This is a genomic window from Kocuria turfanensis (genome assembly GCF_001580365.1).
Taxonomy (GTDB): domain Bacteria; phylum Actinomycetota; class Actinomycetes; order Actinomycetales; family Micrococcaceae; genus Kocuria; species Kocuria turfanensis.
This window is the reverse complement of record NZ_CP014480.1, coordinates 1,353,908-1,379,260: the sequence shown is the minus strand read 5'-3', so window position 1 is coordinate 1,379,260 and position 25,353 is coordinate 1,353,908. Positions and strand designations below refer to the sequence as shown.

The window sequence follows — 25,353 nt, the reverse complement described above, 5'->3', positions numbered from 1 at the left end:
CGCCCGCCAACGCGTTTACAGTGATCGGATGGGCAACAACGACGTGTTCGCGGTGATCGCCGACAAGACCCGGCGGGGGATCCTCACCGTGCTCAAGGACGGCGAGCGACCCGTGGGGGACCTCGTGGCGGAGCTGGGCGTCTCCCAGCCCACCGTCTCCAAGCATCTGAAGATCCTGCGCGAGGCCGGTATGGTGTCCATGGAGGCACAAGGGCAGCGGCGGCTGTACGCCGTACGGCCCGAGCCCCTCGCCGAGGTGACCCACTGGATCCACGAGGTCACCGGCGACGCGGTCCAGCAGCGGGCCGCTCCGGAACCCACCGCGCCCGAACCGGCGGCACCGGCGCCCACCGCGCCGGCACCCGGCGGAACGCCCGGTGCCCACACGGCCGCGGCGGACGAACCCGTCACGGGCGCTCCGGAGGAGCTGGTGGTCACCGCCCCCGCCCTCCGGGAACCGGGCCCCGAACTGCTCATGTCCGAACCACCCGGATCCGACCCGTCCGCGGCCGGGCGTCCCGCCGGCGGGACGCCCCGGCGCCCCGCCCGAGGGGCCGGGGCCCGCGCCGCGGACCTCCTGGCCGGCCTGCCCGGCCTGCGCCGCCGGCCCCGGCACCCGCGGCGGTGACCGGCCCACCCTTCCGACCAGCACGAGGAGCACCATGCACGAGGACCTGTATCCCATCCGTCAGGCCGTCCTTGCCCGCAACCCCGGTGAGGTGGAGTTCCACCAGGCGGTGGACGAGGTCTTCGACTCCCTCGGCCCCGTGGTGGCCCGGCACCCCGAGTTCCTCGACGCCGCGGTGCTCGAGCGGATCTGCGAGCCGGAGCGCCAGATCATCTTCCGCGTCCCGTGGACCGACGACGAGGGCCGCGTGCACATCAACCGCGGCTTCCGCGTGGAGTTCAACTCCGCGCTGGGGCCCTACAAGGGCGGACTGCGCTTCCACCCGTCCGTCTACCTCGGCATCGTGAAGTTCCTGGGCTTCGAGCAGATCTTCAAGAACGCCCTCACCGGCATGCCCATCGGCGGCGGCAAGGGCGGCTCGGACTTCGATCCCAGCGGGCGCTCCGACGCGGAGATCATGCGCTTCTGCCAGTCCTTCATGACCGAGCTCTACCGCCACATCGGCGAGTACACGGACGTCCCGGCCGGCGACATCGGCGTGGGCGGGCGCGAGATCGGCTACCTGTTCGGCCAGTACAAGCGCATCACCAACCGCTACGAGTCGGGCGTGCTCACCGGCAAGGGGCTGAGCTGGGGCGGGTCCCTCGTGCGCACCGAGGCCACCGGGTACGGCACCGTGATGTTCGCCGAGGAGATGCTGCGCACCCGCGGGCAGTCCTTCGACGGGCAGACGGTGCTGGTCTCCGGGTCCGGCAACGTGGCGACCTTCGCCATCGCCCGGGCCCAGCACCTGGGGGCCACGGTGATCACCGCCTCCGACTCCGGCGGCTGCGTGGTGGACCCCGACGGCATCGACCTGGAGCTGCTGCGCCAGATCAAGGAGGTTGAGCGCGGCCGGATCTCGGAGTACGCCGAGCGCCGCGGCGGGCGCGCCCGGTTCATCGCCAAGGGCTCCGTGTGGGACGTCCCCGGCACCGTGGCCCTGCCGTGCGCCACCCAGAACGAGCTGGACGGCTCCCACGCCAAGAAGCTGCTGGCGCACGGCGTGGTGGCCGTGGCCGAGGGCGCCAACATGCCCTCCACCGGCGAGGCCACGCGGATGTTCCAGGAGGCCGGGGTGCTCTTCGGCCCCGGCAAGGCGGCCAACGCCGGCGGCGTGGCGACCTCCGCGCTGGAGATGCAGCAGAACGCGTCCCGGGACTCGTGGACCTTCGGCTACACGGAGGAGCGGCTCGGGCAGATCATGACGTCGATCCACGACCGGTGCGCCGAGACCGCCGAGGACTACGGCATGCCCGGCAACTACGTGGCCGGCGCCAACATCGCCGGCTTCGTCAAGGTGGCCGGCGCCATGATGGCCCAGGGCCTCATCTGATCCGCGCCGGGCCCGGCTCCGGCCGGGCCCGGCGGTCCCACCCGTCCGCACTTCCGACACGTCCGGACCCGCGACCGCCCCACGGCGGGCCGCGGGGGACCTACCCTGGAGACTATGGCAACGCATCGACAGGTCCTGCAGTGGCTGGAGAACGAGCTGTTCGACGGCCATCTCGTGCTGGGCCAACAACTGCCCTCGGACCGCGACCTCGCGGCCATCCACCGCGTGTCCCGCAACAACATGCGGGAGGCGCTCAAGACCCTGGAGGCGCAGGGGATCGTCCGTCTCTTCGACGGGCCGCGCAAGTCGATCCTGCCCATGCTGGTCCGGGAGCCGGCGGCCTCCGCCGGTCCGGCCCTGCAGCTGCACATGGCCACCTCGGACTACCCGCTGCGGGACATCGTGCAGACCCGGGTGCTGCTCGAGACCTGGGCGCTGGAGCGCTCGGACCCCCGGCACCCGGCCATGGCCGAGCTGCGGGCGCTGCTCGAGCAGATGGGCCGGGACGACCTCTCGCTCAAGGAGTTCCACCACCTCGAGGTGAGCTTCCACATCGCGCTGTGCAAGACCGCGGGCAACTCGGTGGTCTCCGCCCTGATGTCCTCGCTGCGGGACTCGATCTACGAGTACACGATGGCCCTCGTGGGCCACGTGCCCCTGTGGAGCGCCACCTCGGAGCGGCTGCGCGCCGAGCACCAGGCGATCTACTCCGCCGTGGAGGCGGGCGACCGCAGGCTCGCGGCCCGGCTGGTCGCCGAGCACATCGAGTACCAGTACCGCGAGGCCGGCGTGGACCCCGACCAGGAGCAGCGCACCCCCGGCCCCGCCCCGGACGCGCCGGCCGACCCGGCCGTGCCCGTCGCCACGGGGGAGCTGCCGGTGCGCGCCGCGGAGGAGCCCGGCGGCCCGTCGGAGGTGCCGCGCAGCGCCTGAGCGCCGTCCACCGGGGACGAATACGGCAATTTCCCTGCGAGACGGTAGGGTGTCAGTGAACGTTTGCCCGGCCGTTCCCGTCCGAGGGCCGGCACCCCGGTTCCCGCCTGTCGCGGAGTTCCCGGGGAACACCACCGAGACATAAAGATGCGAGGGATCCTATGGGTTCAGTGATCAAGAAGCGCCGCAAGCGCATGTCCAAGAAGAAGCACCGCAAGCTCCTCCGCAAGACCCGTCACCAGCGCCGCAACAAGAAGTGACCCGGCGCTGACACCGCCAGCGGGGCCGCCGTCCTCCCGGGGACGGCGGCCCCGCGGCGTTGCCGGGACGCGGCCCGGAGGCGCCGGGGCGGGCCGTAGCATGGACCCATGAGCTCCCCGACGCCCCCGGCCGTGACCCTGCTGACCCGCCCCGGGTGCCACCTCTGCGAGGCGGCCCGGGCGTCGGTGGACCGGGTCACCTCCGCGCTGGGCCTGGGCTGGGCCGAGGTCGACGTCGACGGCGACCCCGAGCTGGCCCGCCGGCACGCGGAGGAGATCCCGGTGCTGCTCGTCGACGGCGTGCCACGCGACTTCTGGCAGATCGACGAGCGCCGGCTCGCCCGGCTGCTGCGCGAGCGCCTGGCCGGCTGAGCCGGGCCCCCGTTTTGGGGGCCGGCGCGCCCGTCTGGGAGCATGGGAGCATGCCCTCCTCGACGATCCACCTGCTGCGCCACGGCCAGGTCCTCAACCCGGACCGCATCGTCTACGGCAGGCTCCCCGGCTACGGCCTCACCGAGCTGGGCGCGCGGATGGCCGAGGCCGCCGCCGCCGACCTCGTCCGCCGGGTCGGCGACGGCTCGCGCATCGTCCACCTCGTCTCCTCCCCGCTGCAGCGGACGCGGGAGACCGCCGCGCCGGTGGCGCGGGAGCTGCGGCTGCCGGTGCACCCCGACGAGCGGGTGATCGAGGCCCCCAACCACTTCGAGGGCCTGCACGTGGACGCCCTCGAGCTGCTCAAGCCGCGGCACTGGCCCCACCTGCGCAACCCGCTGCGCCCCTCCTGGGGGGAGCCCTACCGACGGCAGGTGGCCCGCATGGCCGAGGCCGTGCTGGAGGCCGGGCGCACCGCCGTGGAGCGCGGCGGGGACGGCGCCGAGGCCGTGGTGGTCTCCCACCAGCTGCCGATCTGGCTGGCCCGGCGCTCCGCCGAGGGCCGTCCCCTGCCGCACGACCCGCGCCGGCGGCAGTGCAACCTGGCCTCCCTGACCTCGCTCGTGTTCGACGACCTCGACGCCGGGCGCCCGCCCCGGGTCGAGTACCGCGAGCCCGCCGCCGTCTACTATCCAGGGGTCAACCAGCTTCCCGGTTCATAATGGCGGGGCGCCGCCGCCGTCCCCGTCCCGTCCAGAGCACCAGGTGATCCGTCCGTGACCTCCCGTCCCTCGCCCTCCTCCCGTCCGTCCCGCCGCCGCGTGCTCTCGCTCGCGGGCCTGGGCGTCCTCGGGCTCGCCCTCGCCGGGTGCACCGAGGAGGACTCGCTGGCCCAGCAGGCCAACTCCGGGGACCAGAAGGGCTACATCGCCGGCGACGGCACCGTCTCGGAGTACGCGGCCGGGGAGCGCGGGGAGCCCGTGCAGTTCGAGGGCACCCTCTTCGACGGCACCGTGGTCTCGGCCGAGGACCTCCGCGGAACCCCCGCGCTGCTCAACTTCTGGTACGCCGGGTGCGCCCCGTGCCGGGTCGAGGCCCCCGACCTCCGGGAGCTCGCCGAGCGCTTCGACGGCCGGGCCGCCTTCTACGGCGTGAACCTGCGCGACGAGCAGGCCACCGCGGAGGCGTTCGAGCGCACCTTCGAGATCCCCTATCCCTCCTTCGAGGACAAGGACGGGGGCGTGCTGATGGCCCTGAGCGCCTACGTGCCCCCGCAGGCCGTGCCCACCACGCTGGTCCTCGACGCCGAGGGCCGGGTGGCCGCCCGCATCCTCGGCATCGCCGAGCGCTCCGTGCTGGAGACCCTGCTCGAGGACACGGTGGCCGAAGCGGCATGACGGCCGGCAACCCGTTCGCCGAGATCGTCCTCGACGGCTCCCTCCTCGTCGCCCTGCCCGTGGCACTGCTCGCCGGGCTGGTCTCCTTCGCGTCCCCGTGCGTGCTGCCGCTCGTGCCCGGCTACCTGGGCTACGTGACGGGCCTGACGGGCGCGGACCTGCAGGACCAGCGCCGCGGCCGGGTGCTGGCCGGGATCAGCCTGTTCGTGCTCGGCTTCTCGGCCGTGTTCCTGCTGATGTCCGTGCTGCTCGCCCAGCTGGGCGCCTACGCCTGGTTCCTGGGGCAGAGCTGGATCACCGTGGTGCTCGGCGCCCTGGTGGTGCTCATGGGCGTCGTCTTCCTCGGCGGGGTGTCGTTCTTCCAGCGGGACCGCAAGATCGAGCGCCGCCCCCCGCCCGGCCTGTGGGGCGCCCCGCTGCTCGGCGTCACCTTCGGCCTCGGCTGGGCGCCCTGCATCGGCCCGACGTTCGCCGCCGTGCAGGCCCTCGTGTACGTGGACGGCGCCTCGGCCGGGAAGGCCGCCGTGCTCACGGTGGCCTACTGCCTGGGCCTCGGGGTGCCCTTCCTCCTCCTGGCCCTGGCGCTGCGCCGGGGCATGGGGGCCATGGGCTTCTTCCGACGGCACCGCCTCACCATCCAGCGCGCCGGCGGGGGCCTCCTCGTCCTGGTCGGGCTGCTCATGATGACGGGGGCGTGGACCGCGTTCGTGTCCTGGGTGCAGGCCGAGCTCGTCACCGACTGGGTGATGCCGATCTGAGCCCCTCCGGCACCCCGTCCCGCCCCGACCACAGAAAGACCGGCATGAGCACACCAGCGCCTCCCTCGTCGGGTCCTGCCGCGCCCACGGAGCCGCCCCGCGGGCGCTCCTCCGACGCCGAGCTCCCGGCCCTCGGGCCCCGCGGCATGGCCCGGTGGGCGTGGACGCAGCTCACGAAGATGAACACCGCTTTGTTCCTGCTCCTGCTGCTGGCCGTCGCGGCGGTGCCCGGATCGATCTTCCCGCAGCGGATCCAGGACCCGGCGGCCGTGCAGGACTACCTGGACAACAACCCGGTCCTGGGGGAGTGGCTGGACCGGCTGCAGTTCTTCGACGTGTTCTCCTCGGCCTGGTTCTCCGCCGTCTACATCCTGCTGTTCGTCTCCCTCGTGGGCTGCGTGCTGCCGCGCGCGGCCAAGCACTGGCGGGCCTGGCGGGCCGAGCCCCCGCGCACCCCGCGGCGGCTGGAGCGGCTGCCCGAGCACCGTGCGCTGACGCTCGGCGGCCGCGACGGCGCCGAGGCCCCGGCCCCCGACGACGTCGTCGCCGACGCGGCCCGGCTGCTGAAGAAGCGCGGCTACCGGGTCGCGGTGCGGGACGCCGGCTCGGCCGCCCCCTCGGTCGCCGCCGAGCGCGGGATGTGGAAGGAGGTCGGCAACATCGTCTTCCACCTGGCGCTGCTGGGCGTGCTGGTCTCCGTGGCCGTCGGGTCCCTGTTCGGCTACAAGGGCCAGCGGGTGGTCGTGGAGGGCGAGTCCTTCGTCAACACCCTCATCGGCTACGACTCCTTCACCCCCGGCACCAACTACGACGCCGACTGGCTGGAGCCGTTCTCGATCCGGCTCGACCGCTTCGAGGCCGAGTTCAACCGGGACACCACCAACCCGCGCAACTACGGGGCGCCGCTGGACTTCACCGCCGAGGTCACCGTGCAGGACGAGCCCGGCGCCGAGCCGCGGGAGGAGGTGCTGAAGGTCAACCAGCCGCTGAACGTGAACGGCGTGAAGAGCTACCTCGTGGGCAACGGCTACGCCCCGGTGATCCGGGTGACGGACGGCAACGGGGACGTCGCCTTCGAGGGCCCCGTGGTGACCGTCCCCTCCGACGGCGTGTACACCTCCTCGCTCGTGCTCAAGGTCCCGGACGCCCGCCCCGACCAGCTCGGCTTCGTGGGGCTGCTCCTGCCCACCGCCGTCGGCGGGGAGGGGGAGATGCCCCGCTCGGTGGACCCGGGCCTGGCCAACCCCCGGCTGATCCTCTCCGCCTACCACGGCGACCTGGGACTGGACACCGGCGCCCCGCAGAACGTGTACGTGCTCGACGTCGAGCAGCTCACCGAGCTCAACGCCATGACCAACGAGAACGGCGCGATCACCCTCGACGCCGCGAACCCCGTGCACGAGCTGCCCGACGGCAAGGGGACCGTGGAGTTCCTCGACGTGAAGCGCTACGTGGGCCTGGACGTCCACTACGACCCCGGCAAGACAGGCGCCCTGGTCTCCTTCGTGCTGGCCTTCACGGGCCTGCTGATGTCCCTGTTCATCTCCCGCCGCCGGGTCTGGGTGCGGGCGGCACGGGGCACGGACGAGGACGGCCGGGCCTGCACGGTGCTCGAGTACGGGCTGCTGGCGCGCGGCGAGGACCCCCGGCTCACGGCCGAGGCCGAGCGGCTGGGCGAGCTGTGGACCGGGCAGTGGGAGTCCGCCGGTGTGCGGGACCGGGAGACCGCGGGGCCCGCCCCCGCCCGGGCGGGCTCCGAGCCGGCGTCCGGGAACGAGTGAGAGGATGAGCGGCATGACCGTCAACGAGACCCTGGGCGCCTGGAGCGAGCTGTTCATGCTCCTGGCCGCCATGACCTACCTGGTCAGCTTCGTCGCCTTCGCGTGGGACATGGCCGCCCACTCCAAGGCCCTGCGCGGCACGGCCGAGGCCGAGGAGCGCCAGCTCGTCGGCGCCGCCGCGGCCCGGGCGGGCGCGCAGGACGCCGCCGAGCCCGCCGACCCGCGGGCCGGGCACGGGGCGGGCCACCGCGGGCGCGGCTACCGCACGGACGCCCGGTCCGCGCTGGCCGAGCACGTGGCCGACGAGCAGATGCGCTACACCGGGGAGCGCCGACCCGCGGCGCGCGTGGCCGTGGCCGTCATGGTCCTCGCGTTCCTGGTCCACGCCGCCGCCGTGCTGAGCCGGGCGTTCGCGGCGGGCCGGGTGCCCTGGGGCAACATGTACGAGTTCTGCACCACGGGCGCCCTCGTCGTCGCCGGGGTCTACCTGCTGGCCCTGCTCGCCCGGGACCTGCGCTTCGTGGGGACCCTCGTCTCCGGGCTCGTGGTGATCATGCTCTGCGCGGCGACGATCGGCTTCCCCACGCCCGTGGGCCCGCTGCAGCCGGCGCTGCAGTCGTGGTGGCTGGTGATCCACGTGTCCATCGCGGTGGCGGCCTCGGGCGTGTTCACCATCACCTTCGCCATGGCCGTGCTGCAGCTGCTGCAGGCCCGGCGCGAGCGGGCGATCCTGGCCGGGCAGGCCCCCGGCATGGACGTCCTGCGGATGGTCCCGTCCGCCCAGGCGCTGGAGAACCTCTCCTTCCGGCTCAACGCGGTCGGTTTCGCCTTCTGGACCTTCACCCTCGCCGCCGGGGCCATCTGGGCCGAGCAGGCGTGGGGCCGGTACTGGGGCTGGGACACCAAGGAGGTCTGGACGTTCGTGATCTGGGTGGTCTACGCCGCCTACATGCACGCCCGCGCGACCCGCGGCTGGACCGGCACCCGCTCGGCGTGGCTGTCGATCGCCGGGTACCTGTGCATCATCTTCAACTTCACCGTGGTCAACACGCTCTTCGCCGGCCTGCACTCCTACGCCGGCGTCTGAGCCGCCCGGCCGCTCCCGGCACGGCGCGGACTCCACGGCGCCGATTCCACGGACCGGATTCCGCGTCCCGCTCTCCACCGCTCCCGCAGCGGGGCCCGCTCACGGCGGCTCCTGCACCACGGCCCGCACCGGCACGACCGCCGGCGCGGGCCGTGGTGTTCCCGGAGCGCTCAGGCCACCGCGCGGGCGGGAGTCCGCGCCACGGCGGCCGGCACGGGCCGGGTGAGCTCCAGGCCGGCGCGCACCAGCAGCGCCCCGGCGGCCACGGGGCCGAGCATGAGCGCGAACGTGCCCGGGGTCGGCACGGCCGCGGGCCCGGCCATGGGGGCTGCGAGGCCCAGCCCCGCCGAACCGGCCACGGCCGTCACCAGCAGCAGCGGCTGCATCACCGTGCGCGCGGGCGGAGCGCGGCGTGCGCGTGCCCGTGCCGGGGGCGTGCGGGCCCGCACGGAGCCCCGCCCGTCCCGGACCGGGCGGCCTGGTCGAGCGCCGCCGGGACGGCCGCCGTCAGGAGGGGAGGTCAGTCGCGCGGCGGCCGGTTCTTGCCGGGGGAGTCGTCGGAGGCGTCGTCGGCGCGGCCGGCCGAGGACCCGCCCGGGGAGCCGCCCGGGGAGCCGTTCCCGGGCCCGGCCGGACCGGGGCGCCCGCCGGTGGACCCGTCGCCGCGGCGCAGCTCCTCCTCCCACCGGCGCAGCTTCTCGGCCTGCTCCTGCTGCCGGCGGCGCTCCTCGAGGTTGCGCAGGAACTGGGGGTCGTCGTCCGGGCCCTTCCCGCGCGCGGGGGCGGAGGAGTCCGCGGTGCCCCGGGGGCGGCCCAGGAACAGCCACAGGAGGGCGCCGAGCAGCGGGAGGAGGACGATCACCGCGATCCAGCCCCCCTTGCGGAGGCCGCGCATGGCGGCGCTGTCGGTCCGGGCGCACTCGATGAGGGAGTACACGATGACGCCCACCGCCAGTGCGGCTGCGCCGATGATGAGGATGGCTCTGCCCATGCCGACAATCGTAGGGGAGTTGCCTGGGCGCCAGCTCAGCGCCCGGGGAGATCTTCCAGGTCGGCTCGGTAGACTGGCGGGGTGAACTTCCTGAAGTACTCCCTGCTCCGCTTCGGCCTCCTCGTGCTGGTCTTCCTGCTCAGCATGTGGCTGGGCGCGGGGCTGATCCTGTCCGGGATCGCCGCCGTGGCCGCGTCCTTCGCGGTCTCCTACCTGTTCTTCCCGCGCCTGCACACGGCCGCGGGGGAGGAGCTGCGCCGGTGGGTCGCCCGCTCCCCGCGGCCCCGCAACCGGGTGGCGCTCGAGGACCAGGAGGTCGAGGACGCCTACGTGGACCGGAAGCTGCGCGAGGACGGGCGCGAGGTCTGAGCGCTCAGCGGGGGCTCACAGCCACTGCTGCAGCAGCACCGCCAGGGAGAACAGCACGGCCCACCCCACGTTGAGCACCCCGACCTGCTTCAGCACGGGGATGAGCTGGCGGCGGTCCTGCACCCGCAGGACCGTGGCCACCGGCGGCAGCGCCAGCGGCACGAGCAGCAGCACGACGAGCATCCACGGGTTGCCCGGCACCAGGAACAGCACCAGCGCGAACGCCACGGCGATCTCGGCGGTGAACACCACCCGGGCCGGCGGATCGCCCAGCCGCACGGCCAGCGTCCGCTTGCCGACCTCCCGGTCCCCGGGCAGGTCCCGGATGTTGTTGGCCATCAGCAGGGCGGTGGCGATCAGGCCGGTGGCCAGGGCCGCGACCCACGCCTCGAGGTTGAGGGCGCCGGCCTGGGTCAGCGTGGTGCCGAGCACGGCCACGAGCCCGAAGTAGACGAACACGAACACGTCGCCGAGCCCCCGGTACCCGTACGGGGTCCTCCCGCCGGTGTAGCCCCACGCGGCGAGCACGGCGGAGAGCCCCACGGGGATGAACCACCACTGGCGGCTGAGCACCACCAGGGCCGCGCCGGCGAGCGCGCCCAGGCCGAAGCACAGCAGCGCCGCCGCCTTCACCTGCCCGGGGGCCGCGGCCCCGGAGCCGGTCAGCCGCAGCGGGCCGACCCGCACGTCGTCGGTGCCCTTGATGCCGTCGGAGTAGTCGTTGGCGTAGTTCACGCCGATCTGCAGGAAGAGGGCCACCAGCAGGGCGAGGACCGCGCGGACGGGGTCGAAGGAGTGCAGGGCCTGGGCCGCTGCGGAGCCGGCCACGACCGGGGCCACCGCCATGGGCAGCGTCCGGAGCCGGGCTCCCTCGATCCACTGGGCTGGCGTGGCCACGGGCTACCTCCGTCACGATGTGTCCCGCGCGGCCGCGATGCGTCTCGCGCGGAGTGGGGGACCGCGGTGGGGGCCCGGGCCGCCCACCATTGTGTCACGGTCCCGGGCGGGGCCCGCCCGGCTCAACCGAGCAGGCGGGCCACCGCCGCGCGGTCCGGCTTGCCGGTGGGCAGCATCGGCAGCTCCTGCGGCCAGGCCCAGCGGCGGGGCACGGCGGCGCTCCCGTGCTCGGCGCGCACCGCCTCCGCGAGCTCGGCGCGCAGCCGGGCCCGGTCGGTGCCCGCGGCCGCGACCACGGCGGCGCCCACCGCCTGGCCCCACTCGGGGTCGGGCACGCCCAGCACGAGCGCCTGGCGCACGGCCGGGTGCCGGTCCAGCACGGCGGTGACCCGCCCCGCGGAGACCTTCACCCCGCCGGTGTTCAGGACGTCGTCGACCCGCCCGTGCACCGAGAGCACGCCGCCCGGGGAGAGCTCCCCGAGGTCGTCCGTGCGGTACCAGCGGGTCCCCGCGGCCTCGTGGAAGTGCCGCGCGGTCTGCTCCGGGTCCCCGGCGTAGCCGGCGGCGACCACCGCCCCGCCCAGCCAGATCCGCCCGGGCCCCGGCGCGGGCGGGGTGCCGGGCCGCCCGCCGTCCTGCTCGACGTGCACGGAGACCCCGTCCAGGGCCACGCCGTCGTAGACGCAGCCCCCGCAGGTCTCGGACATGCCGTAGGTGCTGATCACGCGCAGGTCCGCCTCCCGGGCGGCCGCGAGCAGCCGCGGGGAGGCCGCCGAGCCGCCCAGCAGGATCGCGGATAAGCTCTTCAGGGCCGAGACGGCGTCCCCGTTGCGGGGCCCGGACTCCGGTTCCAGGATCCGCTGCAGCTGGGTGGGGACCAGGGAGGTGAAGCGCACCGGGTCCTCCAGCCGTTCGGCGGCCGCCGCGAAGGCCTCCGGCGTGAAGCGGGCGGCGGGGTCCAGCGCCACGGGGTCCGTCCCGGCGTAGAGGGAGCGGACCAGGACCTGGAGCCCGGCGACGTAGTGGACGGGCAGGGCCAGCAGCCACTGGCCCACCGCGCCCGTGCGCACCGCGGTGGCCATGGAGGACGCGGCGAGGGCGTCCCGCGTGAGCACCGTGCGCTTGGCGCGGCCGGTCGACCCGGAGGTGCGCACCACGACGGCGGGTCCCGCCCGCCCGAGCGCCCGGGTCAGCGGCGACAGCAGCCGCAGGGGGTCGTCGGCCACGGGGCCGTCGAGGACCACGGCGTCGTCGGGAACGATCAGCTCGGCCATCACGGCCCTCCTCCTCGTGCTGCCGGCCGGGACCGCGGCCTAGAAGTAGTACGGGAAGCCGGACCAGTCCGGGTCCCGCTTGCCCAGGAACGCGTCGCGGCCCTCGACGGCCTCGTCGGTCATGTACGCCATCCGGGTCGCCTCCCCGGCGAAGACCTGCTGGCCGACCATGCCGTCGTCGGGCAGGTTGAACGCGAACTTCAGCATCCGGATCGCCTGCGGGGACTGGGCGGCCACGTCCCGGGCGGCGGCGACCGCCGCGTCCTCCAGCTGCGCGTGCGGGACGACCTCGTTGACCGCGCCCATCTCGAGCATCCGCTGGGCGTCGTACTCGCGGGCGAGGAAGAAGATCTCCCGGGCGAACTTCTGCCCCACCTGGCGGGCGAGCAGGGCCGAGCCGTAGCCGGCGTCGAAGGAGCCCACCGTGGCGTCGGTCTGCTTGAACCGGGCGTGCTCGCGGGAGGCGATCGTGAGGTCGCAGACCACGTGCAGGGAGTGGCCTCCGCCGGCGGCCCAGCCGGGGACCGCGGCGATCACCACCTTGGGCATCGTGCGGATCAGCCGCTGCACCTCCAGGATGTGCAGCCGCCCCGCGCGGGCCGGGTCGATGGACTCGGCGGTCTCGCCGCCGGCGTAGCGGTAGCCGTCGCGGCCGCGGATGCGCTGGTCCCCGCCGGAGCAGAAGGCCCAGCCGCCGTCCTTGGCGGAGGGGCCGTTGCCGGTGAGGATCACGGCGCCCACGTCGGAGCTCATCCGTGCGTGGTCGAGGGCGCGGTACAGCTCGTCCACGGTGCCGGGGCGGAAGGCGTTGCGGACCTCCGGGCGGTGGAAGGCGATCCGCACCCACGGCAGGTCGCGCAGCACGGCGCCGTCGCCGTCCCGCTCCACGCCGCGGTGGTAGGTGAGGTCCCGGAGGTCCTCGAAGCCCTCGACCGTGCGCCACTGCGCCGGGTCGAAGAGCTCGGAGACCCGCTCGGGGAGGTGGTTGCCGGCAGGGGTCGGGGTCGCGTCGGTCACGGGTCCGAGTCTACGGGGCCTTTCCCGCCGGCCCCGAGCCGGGCCCCCGGATCCTCCGGGCCGGTGCCGTGGCGGACGGGAGGCCTCGGCCCGGGCCACGGCCGGGCCGGGGCGGGCACGGTCAGCGTCCCGTCCGGTCCGTGCCCGCAGGGCCGGCAGCGCCCGCCAGCAGCGCACGCACCTCGTCGGCGGACCCGCAGGCCAGGGCCCGCCGCGCGAGATCCCGCGCGCCGGCCAGGGTCACGTCCCGCAGCCGCGCCTTGACGAGCGCCACCTGGGTGGGCACCACGCTGAGCTCCTCGACGCCCAGCCCGGCGAGCATCACCGCCGCGGCGGGGTCGCCGGCGAGGTTGCCGCACACCGCGACGTGCGTGCCCTCGGGCACATCGGCGCACACCCGGGCCACCAGGTCGAGCACGGCCGGATGCCGGGCGTCCGCCAGCGCGGAGACCGCGGTGTTGCCCCGTTCGGCCGCCATCGTGTACTGCGCGAGGTCGTTGGTGCCGATGCTCACGAAGTCGAGCCCCTGCGCGACGCGGCGGACGGCCAGGGCCGCGGCCGGGACCTCGATCATGACGCCGACCCGCATCCCCGCCGGACGGCCGCCGGCCGCCGCGGCCGCCTCGTCGAGCCGCTCCAGCGCCCAGGCCACCTCCTCGGCGGTGCTGACCATCGGGAACATGACGTGCACCGGGTGGTCCCGGGCCACCCGGCAGATCGCGGTCAGCTGGTCGAGGAGCACCTCCGGGGCCCGCCGCATGAGCCGCAGCCCGCGCTCGCCGAGGAACGGGTTCGCCTCGGTGGGCGCCGGCAGGAACGGCAGCGGCTTGTCGCCGCCCACGTCCCAGGTGCGGACGGTCACGGGCCGCCCGGCGAACGCCTCGGCGATCCCGGCGAACGCGGCCGCCTGCGCCTCGACCGACGGGGCGTCGTCCAGGTGGCCGAACAGGACCTCGGTGCGCAGCAGCCCGCACCCCTGCGCGCCGGACGCGACGGCCCGGCCGGCGTCGGCGGGCGTCGTGATGTTGGCGAGCACCGGCACCAGGTGGCCGTCCGCGGTCGCGCCCGGCTCGTGGGCCCGCGCCAGGACCCGCTCGGCCTCGGCGGCCCGGGCGGCCGACAGCTCGCGGAGGGAGCGCCGGGTGTCCTCGCCGGGGTCGACGACGAACCGCCGGGCCCGCGCGTCGAAGCCGACGACGGCGCCGGGTGCCACGGCGGCCGCGGCCGGCCCGGCGTCGTGGTACACCGGGATGCCGCGTGAGCGGGCGACCAGGACGCCGTGGCCGGTGTCCCCGCCCGCAACCGTGACGACGCCCGCGACCCGCTGCGGGTCCAGCGTCGCCGCCGTCGCGGCGTCGAGCTCCCGCACGACGAGGACCACGGGCGGGCCGTCCGCCGGGACCGCCTCGTCGGGGACGCCGGGTCCGGCCAGGGCGGCGAGCACCCGCTGCCGCACGCTGCGGACGTCCTCGGCGCGCGCTCGCAGGTAGGGGTCGTCCATCGCCTCGAGCTCCCCGCCCAGCGCGGCGAGCCGGTCCCCCCACGCCGTGGGCGCGGACGCGCCGGCGGCGATGTCGGCGGCCACGGCGCCGGTCAGCTCGGGGTCGGCGAGCAGGGCCTCGTGGGCCTCGAGGACGGCGCCCGCGGGGCCGGGGCCTCCGGCGGCGGACCGGCGCAGGGCGGCCAGCTCGGCGAGCGCGCGGGCGACGGCGGCGTCCGAGCGCCGCCGCTCCTCGGCCGGGTCGCCCGGCCGGTAGCCGGAGAGGTCGACCGCGCCGCCTCGCACGACCGCCGGGCCGAGGGCGACGTCCGCCGGAGCCGCCGACCCGGGGGCCGCGGGGGCTGCCGGCTCGGGGGGCCGGTCGCCCCAGGAGTCCGCGGCCAGCGCCCGCACCGCCTCGGCCAGCGACTCGGCGCCGGGTCCGGACGCCTCGAAGCGCAGCCGGTCGCCCTGCCGGACGGCGAGCGTCACGAGCCCGGAGAGGCTGCGGGCGTCGACCGGCCCGCGGCCCGTGCGCAGGTTCGTGACCGCGGCGGCGGCGTCGGCGGCCCGCACGAGCCCGACCAGCCGGGCGGCCGGGCGCGCGTGCAGGCCGTGCGGGGTGTCCACGGGCAGCTCGGCGACGACCTCGGGCACCGCGGGCGGCGCCGGCGTCCCGGACGCGGACGGGGCCGCCGCCTCCCCGAGGTGGACCTGCTTGGCGGCCAGGCCGCGGCCGGCCTCCTCGAGCACCGCGTCCAGCGGCGCGCCGGTGGCCGCCGTCACCACGGCGGCGACCAGTCCCTCGACGAGCGGAGCGGGCGACAGGCGCACCCGCTCGGCGACGTCGGGCGGGACGAACTCCTGTGCCATCTCCGCGCTGAGCACGGCGCTGCCGAGGTCGAGGAGCACCAGCACGCCGTCCGGCGAGTCCACGGCGGTGATGGCCTCGGCGACCGCGGCCGCGTCCGTGCCGAACCCGTCGCCCGCGCCCGCCGCCAGGGCGATCGGCGGGCGCTCGTCGACCATCTCGCAGGCCAGCTCGACGGCCGCCTCGGCCAGCGCCCGGCTGTGCGAGACGACGACGATGCCGATCACGGCAGGCTGTCGGCGGCGGAGCGCAGCAGCAGCGCCGTGCTGGTGGCGCCCGGGTCCTGGTGGCCCGCGCTGCGCGGCCCCAGATAGCTGGCCCGGCCCTTGCGCGCCACGAGCGGGATCGTCGCGGCGCAGCCCTCCTCTGCCGCGTCGGCCGCCGCGGACAGCGCCTCGGCGATGCCGGCGCCCCCGGCCACGGCCGCGTCGTACGCGTCGAGCGCCGGCACCAGCGCGTCCACCATCGTCTTGTCGCCCGGTTCGGCCTTGCCCCGGGCGACCACGCCCTCCAGCCCGGCCCGCAGCGCCCGGCCCAGCGTGGCGGCGTCGACGGCCTGCCCCCCGGCCAGCCCGCCGCCGACCCGCAGGAAGAACGTGCCGTACAGCGGGCCGCTGGCCCCGCCGACGGTGCTGACCAGGGTCATGCCGGCCTTCTTCAGCATCGCGTCGGCGGCGCCGGCGGCGCCGTCGTCCAGCGCGCCGACGACCGCGCGCATGCCACGGTCCATGTTGCTGCCGTGGTCGGCGTCGCCGATGGCGGAGTCGAGCTCCGTCAGCTCGGCGGCGTGGTCGTGGACGACGTCGGCGAACCTCCGCAGCCAGCGCTCGAGACCCTCGGCGGTGACCTCGGGCATCAGATGCCCCAGCGCAGGCCGGGCGTGTTGACCGGGGCGTCCCACAGGCGGACGAGCTCGTCGTCCGCGCGCAGCAGGGTCACGGAACAGCCGGCCATCTCCAGCGAGGTGATGTAGTTGCCGACCAGGCTGCGGGCGACCGGGACGCCGGCCTTCTCCAGCAGCTGCTGCACCTCGGAGTACATGATGTACAGCTCGATCAGCGGCGTGCCGCCCATGCCGTTGAGGAACGCGATCACCGGGGCGCCGTCGGCCGCGGGCAGGTCGGCGAGGACCGGCTCGACGAGCATGGCCGCGACCTCCCGCGCGGGGGCGAGCGGACGCCGCTCGCGTCCGGGCTCGCCGTGGATGCCGATGCCGACCTCGATCTCGTTCTCGCCGAGCTCGAACGTGGGCCGGCCCGCGGCCGGGACCGTGCACGAGGTGAGCGCCATGCCCATGCTGCGCCCCTGCTCGTCGACCCGCCGCGCGAGGTCGGCGACCTCGGAGAGCGGACGGCCCTCCTCGGCCGCCGCACCGGCGATCTTCTCCAGCAGCACGGTCACCCCCACACCGCGGCGTCCGGCGGTGTACAGGCTGTCCTGCACCGCGACGTCGTCGTCGGTGACGACCGAGACCACCTCGACACCGTTCTCGGCGGCGAGCTCGGCGGCCATCTCGAAGTTCATGACGTCGCCGGTGTAGTTCTTCACGATGTGCAGGACGCCGGCGCCGCCGTCGACGCCGAGGGTCGCGGCGAGCATCTGGTCCGGCACCGGGGAAGTGAACACCTCGCCGGCGCAGGCGGCGTCCAGCATGCCCGGGCCCACGAACCCGCCGTGCATCGGCTCGTGCCCGGAGCCGCCGCCGGAGACCAGCCCGACCTTGCCGCGCCGGGGGACGTCGGCGCGGAAGACGACGCGGTTGGAGTGGTCGACGCGCAGGCGGTCCCCGTGCGCCGCCTGCATGCCCAGCAGGGCCTCCCGGACGACATCGGCCGGGTCGTTGATGAGCTTCTTCATGTGCACTATCGGACCACTCCGCCGGTGGCCGTGACAACAGTTCGGGGCGACTGTGGGGCATTGAGTCCACGGCGCGTGACGGGAGCACCGCCCCGTGGGCGTCCGGCCGCGTGCCCCGGTTCCCGGGGACCATGCCCCGGAGGCCCGCGCTGTCCTCCCGCAGTGCGGGTCTCCGGCGGTCCGGGCCTGCGGCGGTGCGGGCCTGCGGCGGCCGAGACCCTAAGCTCGGAGGATGGCTGACTTCCGGACGAGCACCCTGCACACGACCCGCGTCGGGGACGACGGCGACCGCATCGTCTTCCTGCACGGCCTGTTCGGCCGGGGCAAGAACTTCACCCGGATCGCCAAGGACCTCCGACCGGACTACCGCAGCCTGCTGGTGGACCTGCCCAACCACGGCCGGTCCGGGTGGACGGACCGGGTGGACTACCGGCAGATGGCCGACTCCGTGGCCGAGACCCTCCGGGAGGACTTCGCCGCGGAGGGGCCGGTCGCCGTCGTGGGGCACTCCCTCGGCGGCAAGGTGGCCATGGTGCTGGCGCTGCGCCACCCGGAGCTCGTCTCCCGGCTCGTCGTGGTCGACATCGCGCCCACCCGGTCCGGGGGCGGCGAGGGGGAGTTCGCCCACCTGCTGGACAGCCTGGCGGCCGTGGACCTCACGGCCGTGGAACGCCGCTCGGACGCGGACGAGGCCCTCAAGGAGCCCATCCCGTGGGACACCACCCGCAGCTTCCTGCTGCAGAACCTGCGCAGCGGCCCGGACGGGCTGTCGTGGGAGCCGAACCTCGAGCTGCTGCGGTCGAGCCTGGACACCATCGGCGGCTTCCCGGACACCGGGGAGGCCGTCTACGAGGGGCCGGTGCTCTGGGTGGCCGGCGGGCGCTCGGACTACGTCCGTGACGAGCACGCACCGCAGATGCGCCGGCTGTTCCCCCGGACGCACCGGGTGACGATCCGCGAGGCCGGCCACTGGGTGCACTCGCAGGAGCCGGAGAAGTTCGTCGAGGTGCTGCGCGGGTTCCTGGCGCACACGGAGGCCTGAGCCCCGCGCCGTCCGCTCCTGCCGTCCGTCCCCGGCCGCGGTGCCACACTGGGGGCGTGAGTCCTGCACCCTTCGACCTCGACGCCATCGGCGCCGGCCTGCCGGTGGCCGGGGCCGCCGGCGCCCTGCGCGCGGCCCTGGCCGGCGGCGCCGCCGTGGTCCAGGCCCCGCCCGGGTCCGGCAAGACCACCCTCGTGCCGCCGCTGGTGGCCGCGCTGCTGCACGAGCGCGGGACCGGCCCCGCGCGGGTGGTCGTCACCCAGCCGCGCCGGGTCGCCGCCCGCGCCGCCGCCCGGCGCCTCGCCGTCCTCGCGGGCACCCGCGTCGGCGGGCTCGTGGGCCACACCGTGCGCGGGGACCGGCGGACCGGGCCCGGCACGCTCGTGGAGTTCGTCACCCCCGGGATCCTGCTGCGCCGCCTGCTGCAGGACCCCGAGCTGCCCGGCACCGGCGCCGTGGTCCTGGACGAGGTCCACGAGCGCGGCCTCGAGACGGACCTGCTCGTCGGGATGCTCGCCGAGCTGCGCGAGCTGCGGGAGGACCTCGTGCTCGCGGCGATGTCCGCGACCGTGGACGCCGCCCGCTTCGCGGCCCTGCTCGGCCGGGACGGACCGGCGCCCGTCGTCGACAGTCCCGCCGTCCTGCACCCGCTGGGCGTCGAGTGGGCCCCGGGCCCCGGCCGGCGCACCGACGAGCGCGGTGTGCGCCCGGAGTTCCTCGACCACCTCGCCCGCACCGCGGCCGCCGCCCACGCCCGGGCCCTGACCGCGGACCCCGGCACCGACGCCCTGGTCTTCCTCCCGGGCGCGTGGGAGGTCGCCCAGGTCGCCCGCCGGCTGCGGGAGCAGGCCCCCGGCACCGAGGTCCTCGAGCTGCACGGGCGGGCCGGGGCCGCGGAGCAGGACCGCGCGACCGCCGGGCGCGCGCCCGGCGGGCCCCCGCGCGCGGTCGTGGCCACCGCCCTGGCGGAATCCTCCCTCACCGTCCCGGGCGTGCGCCTGGTCGTGGACTCCGGGCTCGCCCGGGAGCCCCGCCGGGACGCGGCCCGCGGGATGACCGGGCTCGTCACGGTCGCCGCCTCCCGCGCCTCCGCCGAGCAGCGGGCCGGGCGCGCGGCCCGGCTCGGGCCCGGCACCGTGGTGCGCTGCTACGACGAGCGCACGTGGACGGCGATGCCCGCCCACGGCACCCCGGAGGTCGCCGCCGCCGACCTCACCGGCGCCGCCCTGCTGCTGGCCTGCTGGGGCTCCCCGGGCGGGCGCGGCCTGGCCCTGCCCGATCCGCTCCCGCCCACCGCCCGCGCCGAGGCGGAGGCAGCGCTGCGCGGGCTCGGCGCGGTCGACGCCGAGGGCCGGGCCACCGCCGCCGGCCGCGCGCTCGCCCGGGTGCCGGCCGACCCCCGGCTCGCCCGCGGCCTGCTGGCCGGGTCCCGCCTCGTGGGGGAGCGGGCCGCCGCCGAGGTCGTGGCGGCCCTCGCCGACGACCACCGGGCCCCGGACGGCGACCTGGCCCGGCTGCTGGCCGGGCTGCGCTCGGGGCGCGCCCCGGGCGCCCCGCGGTGGGCCGAGGAGACGGACCGGCTCCGCCGCGCCGCCCGCGAGGCGGGCGCCGGAGACGCCGGGACCGTCCGGGCCGGCGACGCCGGGAGCCGCGACCGGTCCCGGGCGCAGCGCCCCGCGCCGGTGCCCGCCGAGCCCGTGCCCGCCGAGCCCGTGCCCCCCGAGCTGGTGCCCGGCGCGGTGCTCGCCCTGGCCTTCCCGGAGCGGATCGCCCACCGGTCGGGCGGCACCTGGCTGCTCGCCTCCGGCACCCGGGCGGGCCTCCCGGAGGGCAGCCCGCTGGCCGCCCACGAGTGGCTGGCCGTCGCGGAGGCCACCCGCGCCGCCGGGCGGGCCGCCGCCGGCACGGGCGCGGTCGTCCGGGCCGCCGCCGCCCTCGACCGGGAGACCGCCGAGCGGTGCGCCGAGCACCTGCTCACCGACGCGGTGGACACCCGGTACGACGGCGGGCGGGTGAGCGCTCGCCGGATCCGCGCCCTCGGGGCGATCCGGCTCTCCGCCACCCCCGTGCGACCGGCCCCCGCGGCGGCCCGCGAGGCCGTGCGGGCGGCCCTGGCCGAGCACGGCCCGGGCCTGCTCGCCTGGTCCGGGGCGGCGGACGGGCTCCGGCGCCGGCTCGCCCTGCTGCACCACCGGCTCGGCGCCCCCTGGCCGGACGTCTCCGACGACGCCCTCCGGGCCCGGCTCGACGAGTGGCTCGCCCCCGAGCTGGACGCCCTCGCCGCCGGCGGGCCCGTGGACCTCGCCGGGGCCCTGCGCCGGCTCCTCCCGTGGCCGGAGGCCGGACGCCTCGACGAGCTCGCCCCCGAGCGCCTCACCGTGGCCAGCGGGTCGCGGGTCCGGATCGACTACCCGGCGGCCGACGACCCCGCGGGCCGGCCCGTGGTGGCGGTGAAGCTGCAGGAGTGCTTCGGCTGGGCGGAGACGCCCGCGGTCGCCGGCGGGCGGGCACCGGTGCTGTTCCACCTGCTCTCCCCGGCCGGGCGGCCCCTGGCGGTCACCGACGACCTCGCCTCGTTCTGGTCCGGTCCCTACCGGCAGGTGCGGGCCGAGATGCGCGGGCGCTACCCCAAGCACCCGTGGCCCGAGGACCCGTGGTCCGCGGCGGCCACGGCCCGCACGACGCGCCGGGCCTGAGCGGCACGACGCGCCGGGCCTGAGCCGCGCGGTTGGCGCCGCCGTGTGATCTGCGTTATGGTGGGGCCACCGCACCTGCCGAGCGCGTCGATCCAGCGCGCACGGACCGGCTCGCCCACTCCGCGACCCCCGGCCCGAGGCACGCACCGGACGGACCCCCGCGACGCCATCGTTCCCGCGGGACCGCCACCGGTCACGGTTCCGCCGGGCAGCCCCCGACCTCCCCGGCTCGGGCGCCCCGGCTCGCTTGTCGCACCGCAGCACGCTGCGCCACACGGAATGGGTACGCACTCATGACTGCCACCTCGATCGAGTCCACCACGACGACCTCGACCACCTCCTCCTCGCCGCTGGCTCCCCAGGTCGCCGCGCCGGCGGTCGGCCCGGAGCTCGCCCGCTCCTGGCTGCTCGTCAACGGCGCCCAGGCCGAGCGCTTCGCGGTCGCGGCGGGGAGCGCGGCCGACGTCGTCGTCCTGGACATCGAGGACTCCGTGGCGCCCAAGGACAAGGAGCGCGCCCGCCGCAACGTGATCAGCTGGCTGGACGCCCGGGACGAGCGCGGGGTGCAGCAGCACGCCTGGGTGCGCGTCAACGGCTTCGGCACGCAGTGGTGGGAGGACGACCTCCGGGCTCTCGCCGGGGTCGGCGGCCTCGACGGGGTGATGCTGGCCATGGTCGAGTCGCCCGAGCACGTGACCCGCACCGCGGAGCTGCTCAAGGACACGAGGATCGTCGCGCTCGTCGAGACCGCCCGCGGGGTGCAGCACCTGCAGGCCATCGCCGGCGCCCGCTCCACCTACCGGCTCGGGTTCGGCCTCGGCGACTTCCGCCGCGACACGGGCTTCGGCGAGAACCCCATGACGCTGGCGTACACGCGCTCGCAGTTCACCATCGCCTCCCGGGCGGCCAACCTGCCCGGGCCCATCGACGGCCCCGCGGTCGGGGCGCTCGGCCCGAAGCTGGCCGAGGCGACGGCCGTGACCCTGGAGTTCGGCATGACCGGCAAGCTGTGCCTGATGCCCGAGCAGGCGGCCACGGTCAACGAGGGCCTGAGCCCCTCCCTGTCCGAGCTGTCCTGGGCCACCGAGTTCCTGCAGGAGTTCGACGCCGACGGCGGGGAGATCCGCAACGGCTCCGACCTGCCCCGGCTCGCCCGGGCCCGGAAGATCCTCGGTCTCGCCGGGGCCTTCGGCCTGAGCGTGCCCGAGGGCTACGACGTCCACTTCGAGGCGCCGACCGACACGTACCACTGCTGACCCGGTGGTGAGGGGCCGGCCACCGGCCCGTCCGCGCGCGGCGGCGCACCCCCTGCCGCGCGTCCGAGGGACCGGGGGGCGCCGCGCAGACACGGCACCCCCCGGTCCTTCTGCTGTCCCGTCCTCCCGCGGCCGGCCAGCGCCGCGCGCGGGCCGGCCCCAGGCCGGCGTCCCGGCGGGGCGGGACCGCCGCGATGCCCACCGCGCCGCGATGCCCACTGCGCCGCGGGCGCCATGGGTCAGGCGGAGGTCAGGGACGCCGCCAGAGCCTCGACGACCGCCTGGGTGATCTCGGCGGTGTCGGCGGTGCCGCCGATGTCCCGGGTGAGGTGGCCGGCGGCGGTGGTGGCCTCGATCGCGGCCTCGAGCCGGCGGGCCTCGGCGTGCAGGCCGAAGTGGTCGAGCATCAGGGCCGCGCTGGCGATGGCCCCGATCGGGTTGGCGATCCCCTGACCGGCGATGTCCGGGGCGGAGCCGTGGACGGGCTCGAACATCGACGGGAAGCGGCGCTCCGCGTTGAGGTTGGCGCTGGCGGCCAGGCCGAGGCTGCCGGCCAGCGCGGAGCCGAGGTCGGAGAGGATGTCGGCGTTGAGGTTGGAGGCCACCACCACCGAGAGGTCCTCGGGGCGCAGCACGAACTTGGCGCTCATCGCGTCCACCAGCACCGACTCCGTGGCCACGTCGGGGTAGTCCTCGGCCACGCGGGCGAAGACCTCGTCCCAGAGCACCATGCCGTACTGCTGGGCGTTGGACTTGGTGACGCTGGAGACCTTCCGCACCGTGCGGGTGCGGGCCAGGTCGAAGGCGAAGCGGATGATCCGCTCGCACCCCTTCTCGGTGAACAGGGAGGACTGGACGGCGACCTCGTTGCCGGGACCGCGGCCGGAGAGGTTGCGCCCGCCCAGCCCGGCGTACTCGCCCTCGCTGTTCTCCCGGACCACGACCCAGTCCAGCTCGGTGTCCTCGGCCGTGCGCAGGGGGGAGACCACCCCGGGCAGGAAGCGCACCGGGCGGATGTTGGCCCACTGGTCGAAGTTCTGGGTGATGTTCAGCCGCAGCTCCCACAGGGACACGTGGTCGGGGACGTTCTCCCAGCCCACGGCCCCGAAGTAGATGGCGTCGAAGGGCTTCAGGGTCTCCAGCCCGTCGGCGGGCATCAGCACCCCGTGCTCGGCGTAGTACGCGGAGCCCCAGGGGAACTCGGTCCACTCGAAGGAGAAGGCGCCCTTCGACTGCTCGGCCAGCGCGTCCAGGACCGTGCGGCCGGCGGCGACCACCTCCTGGCCGACCCCGTCGGCGGGGATCGAGGCGATCGTGAAGACCTGGTGCTCGGCCATGCTGGTGCTCTCCTTGTCCGTGGGGTCGCCGCCCGGTGCCGCGGCGTCGTGCACCAGTAGACCGGGCACGGGCCCCTGCGGTCCAAGACCGGGATCGTATCCCTCGGATAGCCGGCGCCTATGCCGGCCCGGACGGGGCCGTCGCGTGCTGCTCGGCGACGGCGAGGAACGCCCGGGCGGCAGGGGTCAGGTCGGCCGGGCGGCTCACGACCGCCACGTGCAGCGCGGTGACCGGTTCGATCCGGACCACGCGCAGGCCCATCTGCCGCGCCAGGGGCGTCCAGGAGGAGGGCAGGACGGCGTGTCCGACCCCGGCGAGGACCAGGGGCAGGACGGAGGTGCGGTGGGCGACCTCCGCGGCGATGTCGATGCGGATCCCGGCGGCCAGGGCGTCGTCGACGAGCCACCGCATCAGGGAGCCGCGCTGGGAGACCACGACCCGGTGCCCGTCGAGCTCCTCCCGCCGGACGGCGTTCCCGGCGGCGAAGGTGTCCGCCCGCGGACTGACGATGAGCACGAGCGGCTGCTGCTCCAGGTGCCGGACGTCGACCTCGGCGGAGCGGAACGGTCGGTCCGAGCCCAGGATCCCGATCTCGGCCCGGCCCGTGCGCACCGCGCCGGTCACCTCCTCGGGGGTGAACGCCGCCTCGACGTCGACCGTCACGGCTGGATGGGACCGTGCGTAGGCGGCGATCATCGACGTGAGCGGCTCCACCCCCGGGGAGGGCATCGCCACCACGTCCAGCCGGCCGCTGCGCACCCCGCGCAGGTCGTCGACGGCGGCCCGGGCGGCCTCGAGGTCCCGGAGCACGACCCGGGCGGGGCCCACGAGCTCCTCGCCGGCCTCGCTGAGCACCACCCGCCGGCCGATCCGGTGGAACAGCGGCACGCCCAGCTCCCGCTCCAGCCCCTTGACGGTCTGCGACAGCGACGGCTGGGCGATCAGCAGGTGCTCCGCCGCACGGGTGAAGCCGCCGTGGTCGACCACCGCCAGGAAGTACCTCAGCTGCCGGACGTCCATCCGCTCCTCCCTCCGGGGGCCGGGGTGGGAGGCGCGGCCCGGCGCCCTGCCGCCGGGCCGTTCCGTCACCCATTGTTTCCGCCTATCGGCGTAGTAGACAGCACACCTCGGGCGTGACACAAGTCACAGGCGCATGGTGGTGCCATCCCGACGAGGAGGGACCAGGACCGTGCAGACCCAGCAGCCCGCACCCGCCAGAGCACCGATCTGTCCCTCGCCCTCGGCGTCGCGATCATCTTCGCGCTGCTGCCGCTGAACCTGGACCGCACCCAGCACCTGCTGGCTGCGATGCTGCTCGGCGTGATCATCCTGTGGATCTGCGAGCCGGTGCCCATCCCGATCGGCGGCCTCATGGGCGTGGCCGCCGTCGTGGTGATGGGGTCGCCCCGGCCTCCGACATCCTGGCGCCGTTCGGCTCGACCACGATCTTCACCTTCATCGGCGCGTTCGTCCTGGCCCAGGCCATGCTCAAACACGGCATCGCCCAGCCGCTGGCGCTGGCGGTGCTCTCCCTGCCCGGGGTCGGGACGTCCACCTACCGGATCGTCATCGCCTTCGGCCTGGTCACCTGCCTGCTCTCGGCCTTCGTCCCCAACACGGCCACGGTGGCCATGCTGATGCCCACCGCCCTGGGCATCCTGGCCGTCATCGCCG

At 75.7% G+C, this 25,353-nt stretch carries 24 protein-coding genes and 1 pseudogene; 15 read left to right on the top strand and 10 right to left on the bottom strand.

Going from position 1 to position 25,353, the window contains the following annotated elements:
- The first annotated feature begins 28 nt into the window (after positions 1-28).
- From AYX06_RS20165 to ccsB, 10 genes are all read left to right on the top strand, one after another.
- Entirely contained in the window at positions 29-628 is a 600-nt protein-coding gene (locus AYX06_RS20165; protein WP_062735051.1) for an ArsR/SmtB family transcription factor, read from the top strand.
- Between the two features lie 34 nt (positions 629-662).
- A complete protein-coding gene (gdhA, locus tag AYX06_RS06345; RefSeq protein ID WP_062735050.1) occupies positions 663-2,003 on the top strand; it encodes an NADP-specific glutamate dehydrogenase in 1,341 nt (446 codons plus the stop codon).
- 114 nt (positions 2,004-2,117) lie between these two features.
- The gene (locus AYX06_RS06340) at positions 2,118-2,936 is read left to right on the top strand and encodes a FadR/GntR family transcriptional regulator (protein ID WP_062735049.1); all 819 of its coding nucleotides are present in this window, start codon (positions 2,118-2,120) and stop codon (positions 2,934-2,936) included.
- A gap of 161 nt (positions 2,937-3,097) precedes the next feature.
- Positions 3,098-3,196 (top strand): 30S ribosomal protein bS22, encoded by a 99-nt coding sequence (locus tag AYX06_RS19190; RefSeq protein WP_005504750.1) that lies wholly within the window; start codon positions 3,098-3,100, stop codon positions 3,194-3,196.
- 108 nt (positions 3,197-3,304) lie between these two features.
- Entirely contained in the window at positions 3,305-3,568 is a 264-nt protein-coding gene (locus tag AYX06_RS06335; RefSeq protein WP_062735048.1) for a glutaredoxin family protein, read from the top strand.
- Positions 3,569-3,618: 50 nt separating this feature from the next.
- Positions 3,619-4,290 carry a histidine phosphatase family protein gene (locus tag AYX06_RS06330; protein WP_062735047.1) on the top strand — a complete coding sequence of 224 codons (672 nt, stop codon included), beginning with the start codon at positions 3,619-3,621 and terminating at the stop codon, positions 4,288-4,290.
- A 54-nt stretch (positions 4,291-4,344) separates the two neighbouring features.
- The gene (locus tag AYX06_RS06325; protein ID WP_062735046.1) at positions 4,345-4,965 is read left to right on the top strand and encodes a TlpA family protein disulfide reductase; all 621 of its coding nucleotides are present in this window, start codon (positions 4,345-4,347) and stop codon (positions 4,963-4,965) included.
- Entirely contained in the window at positions 4,962-5,723 is a 762-nt protein-coding gene (locus AYX06_RS06320; protein ID WP_047804692.1) for a cytochrome c biogenesis CcdA family protein, read from the top strand. Before AYX06_RS06325 ends, AYX06_RS06320 begins: the two co-directional genes overlap by 4 nt.
- A 44-nt stretch (positions 5,724-5,767) precedes the next feature.
- Positions 5,768-7,504 (top strand): cytochrome c biogenesis protein ResB, encoded by a 1,737-nt coding sequence (gene resB / locus AYX06_RS06315; protein ID WP_232319404.1) that lies wholly within the window; start codon positions 5,768-5,770, stop codon positions 7,502-7,504.
- A 13-nt stretch (positions 7,505-7,517) separates the two neighbouring features.
- Complete coding sequence (ccsB, locus tag AYX06_RS06310; protein WP_062735045.1) at positions 7,518-8,591, top strand: c-type cytochrome biogenesis protein CcsB; 1,074 nt, start codon at positions 7,518-7,520, stop codon at positions 8,589-8,591.
- Positions 8,592-8,761: 170 nt separating this feature from the next.
- Here ccsB and AYX06_RS06305 read toward each other — a convergent pair whose 3' ends face one another.
- Entirely contained in the window at positions 8,762-8,980 is a 219-nt protein-coding gene (locus AYX06_RS06305) for a hypothetical protein (RefSeq protein ID WP_147017454.1), read from the bottom strand.
- 131 nt (positions 8,981-9,111) lie between these two features.
- Positions 9,112-9,582, bottom strand: a complete 471-nt coding sequence (locus AYX06_RS06300; RefSeq protein WP_062735043.1) for a PLDc N-terminal domain-containing protein — start codon at positions 9,580-9,582, stop codon at positions 9,112-9,114.
- Between the two features lie 81 nt (positions 9,583-9,663).
- Between AYX06_RS06300 and AYX06_RS06295 the strand changes: the two genes are divergently transcribed.
- Positions 9,664-9,951 carry a DUF4229 domain-containing protein gene (locus AYX06_RS06295; protein ID WP_062735042.1) on the top strand — a complete coding sequence of 96 codons (288 nt, stop codon included), beginning with the start codon at positions 9,664-9,666 and terminating at the stop codon, positions 9,949-9,951.
- 15 nt (positions 9,952-9,966) lie between these two features.
- On the opposite strand, the gene AYX06_RS06290 is transcribed toward AYX06_RS06295, so the two are convergent.
- The 6 genes from AYX06_RS06290 to dhaK all read right to left on the bottom strand — a co-directional run bounded on the left by AYX06_RS06290 (position 9,967) and on the right by dhaK (position 17,347).
- Complete coding sequence (locus AYX06_RS06290) at positions 9,967-10,848, bottom strand: 1,4-dihydroxy-2-naphthoate polyprenyltransferase (RefSeq protein WP_062735041.1); 882 nt, start codon at positions 10,846-10,848, stop codon at positions 9,967-9,969.
- Positions 10,849-10,970: 122 nt separating this feature from the next.
- On the bottom strand, positions 10,971-12,122 hold the full coding sequence (locus tag AYX06_RS06285) for an AMP-binding protein (RefSeq protein ID WP_062735040.1): 1,152 nt from the start codon (positions 12,120-12,122) through the stop codon (positions 10,971-10,973).
- A 39-nt stretch (positions 12,123-12,161) separates the two neighbouring features.
- Positions 12,162-13,139, bottom strand: coding sequence for a 1,4-dihydroxy-2-naphthoyl-CoA synthase (locus AYX06_RS06280; RefSeq protein ID WP_062735039.1), 978 nt, complete (start codon positions 13,137-13,139; stop codon positions 12,162-12,164).
- A gap of 121 nt (positions 13,140-13,260) precedes the next feature.
- A complete protein-coding gene (gene ptsP, locus AYX06_RS06275; RefSeq protein WP_062735038.1) occupies positions 13,261-15,717 on the bottom strand; it encodes a phosphoenolpyruvate--protein phosphotransferase in 2,457 nt (818 codons plus the stop codon).
- Positions 15,714-16,346 carry a dihydroxyacetone kinase subunit DhaL gene (gene dhaL / locus AYX06_RS06270; protein ID WP_062735037.1) on the bottom strand — a complete coding sequence of 211 codons (633 nt, stop codon included), beginning with the start codon at positions 16,344-16,346 and terminating at the stop codon, positions 15,714-15,716. The genes ptsP and dhaL overlap by 4 nt, the downstream gene beginning before the upstream one ends.
- On the bottom strand, positions 16,346-17,347 hold the full coding sequence (gene dhaK / locus AYX06_RS06265; protein WP_062735036.1) for a dihydroxyacetone kinase subunit DhaK: 1,002 nt from the start codon (positions 17,345-17,347) through the stop codon (positions 16,346-16,348). The genes dhaL and dhaK overlap by 1 nt, the downstream gene beginning before the upstream one ends.
- A gap of 232 nt (positions 17,348-17,579) precedes the next feature.
- Between dhaK and AYX06_RS06260 the strand changes: the two genes are divergently transcribed.
- From AYX06_RS06260 to AYX06_RS06250, 3 genes are all read left to right on the top strand, one after another.
- Positions 17,580-18,389: an alpha/beta fold hydrolase gene (locus tag AYX06_RS06260; RefSeq protein WP_062735035.1), complete on the top strand. Its 810-nt coding sequence runs from the start codon at positions 17,580-17,582 to the stop codon at positions 18,387-18,389.
- A gap of 56 nt (positions 18,390-18,445) precedes the next feature.
- On the top strand, positions 18,446-21,085 hold the full coding sequence (gene hrpB, locus AYX06_RS06255; protein ID WP_062735034.1) for an ATP-dependent helicase HrpB: 2,640 nt from the start codon (positions 18,446-18,448) through the stop codon (positions 21,083-21,085).
- A gap of 293 nt (positions 21,086-21,378) precedes the next feature.
- The gene (locus AYX06_RS06250; protein ID WP_232319403.1) at positions 21,379-22,341 is read left to right on the top strand and encodes an HpcH/HpaI aldolase/citrate lyase family protein; all 963 of its coding nucleotides are present in this window, start codon (positions 21,379-21,381) and stop codon (positions 22,339-22,341) included.
- Positions 22,342-22,580: 239 nt separating this feature from the next.
- Here AYX06_RS06250 and AYX06_RS06245 read toward each other — a convergent pair whose 3' ends face one another.
- Both AYX06_RS06245 and AYX06_RS06240 read right to left on the bottom strand, forming a co-directional pair.
- Positions 22,581-23,678, bottom strand: a complete 1,098-nt coding sequence (locus tag AYX06_RS06245; protein ID WP_062736916.1) for a tartrate dehydrogenase — start codon at positions 23,676-23,678, stop codon at positions 22,581-22,583.
- A gap of 118 nt (positions 23,679-23,796) precedes the next feature.
- A complete protein-coding gene (locus AYX06_RS06240; protein WP_062735033.1) occupies positions 23,797-24,699 on the bottom strand; it encodes a LysR family transcriptional regulator in 903 nt (300 codons plus the stop codon).
- Positions 24,700-24,812: 113 nt separating this feature from the next.
- Between AYX06_RS06240 and AYX06_RS20850 the strand changes: the two are divergent.
- A pseudogene (locus AYX06_RS20850) lies at positions 24,813-25,283 on the top strand (SLC13 family permease); the annotation flags it as partial.
- Positions 25,284-25,353: the final 70 nt, after the last annotated feature.